Source organism: Kiloniella litopenaei, assembly GCF_000982415.1.
GTDB lineage: Bacteria > Pseudomonadota > Alphaproteobacteria > Kiloniellales > Kiloniellaceae > Kiloniella > Kiloniella litopenaei.
Window position 1 is genome coordinate 1 of the sequence record NZ_LANI01000059.1, and the last position, 1,095, is coordinate 1,095.

The window sequence follows — 1,095 nt, forward strand, 5'->3', positions numbered from 1 at the left end:
CCTCCAATACCATGGCGGAAGCTGTTTATGGCACCCAGGATTGTAACATCCGTAAAAAAGCTCAACACTTCCGTCTTTTTGAGGCTTAGTCGAACCGCTGAAGGAGCTTTAACGCTCGAGTATAAGGATGACAAAGCCATGACCCAGATTACCCGATTTGTCGGCATTGATATATCGAAATCCAAACTTGATGTATGTATCTTGCCAGATCGCCTTTACTTTACCTATGAGAATAGCGTTTCAGGCATTGAAGAATGCCTACGTACGCTGCAAACCCGCGAACCCTTTGAGCGGATTATTCTTGAAGCAACGGGAGGATATGAAAAGCGTATCCTTAAACGGTTGCAACAAGCTGATTTTCCTGTTTGTCGGATCAATGCGCTTCAAGTGCGTCACTTTGCCAGAGCATCAGGGCTGTTGGCAAAAACAGATAAAATCGATGCTTTTGTCCTGGCTGATTATGGCATGAGAATGCCTTGTGATGTAACTGCCGAACTCAGTGATGCACAACAACGATTGATTGATCTGGTTGCGCGTTACAGGCAGCTTAAAGGCATGATTGTTCAGGAAAAGAACAGACTGGACAAGCAGGTGGAAACAACGCTGCCTCTGATTGAGGAAACCTTGGCTTTTTTCTTCAAGCAAGAAAAACGAATACGTCATGAAATGGAAAAATGCATTAAACAGGACGAAACCCTGAATGCGAGTTTAAACGTTCTGAAAAGCCTGAAAGGCATTGGCTTCATAACGGCCTGCATTCTGCTTGCTGAGTTGCCTGAATTGGGACGGTTGGAGAAAGGGAAAATCGTCAAGTTGGTCGGAGTGGCTCCAATTAACAGAGATAGTGGGGCCTTGCGGGGCAAGCGAATGATTGCAGGAGGGCGTAAAACTGTTCGCAATGCCCTCTATATTGCGGCTTTGCCAGCTATTCGTTTTGACCCAATCATGAGAGCTTTCTATCAAAAGCTCAAAGAGAAGGGAAAACCAGGAAAAGTCGCACTGGTTGCAGTCATGAGAAAAATGATCATTATCCTGAATGCTCGAATGAAAGAACACTATGCAGCGGTGCTTGACAATTAACACCGCTGCTTTTTT

1 protein-coding gene is annotated in these 1,095 nt (G+C 45.0%); it reads left to right on the forward strand.

Annotated features, from left to right (window positions below):
* Nucleotides 1-138: 138 nt before the first annotated feature.
* A complete protein-coding gene (locus WH95_RS20090) occupies nucleotides 139-1,080 on the forward strand; it encodes an IS110 family RNA-guided transposase (protein ID WP_046510236.1) in 942 nt (313 codons plus the stop codon).
* Nucleotides 1,081-1,095 lie beyond the last annotated feature (15 nt).

Bases quoted from the DNA above. Each gene is read 5' to 3' on its own strand.
- WH95_RS20090 (WP_046510236.1), top strand. From the start codon at position 139: ATGACCCAGATTACCCGATTTGTCGGCATTGATATATCGAAATCCAAA.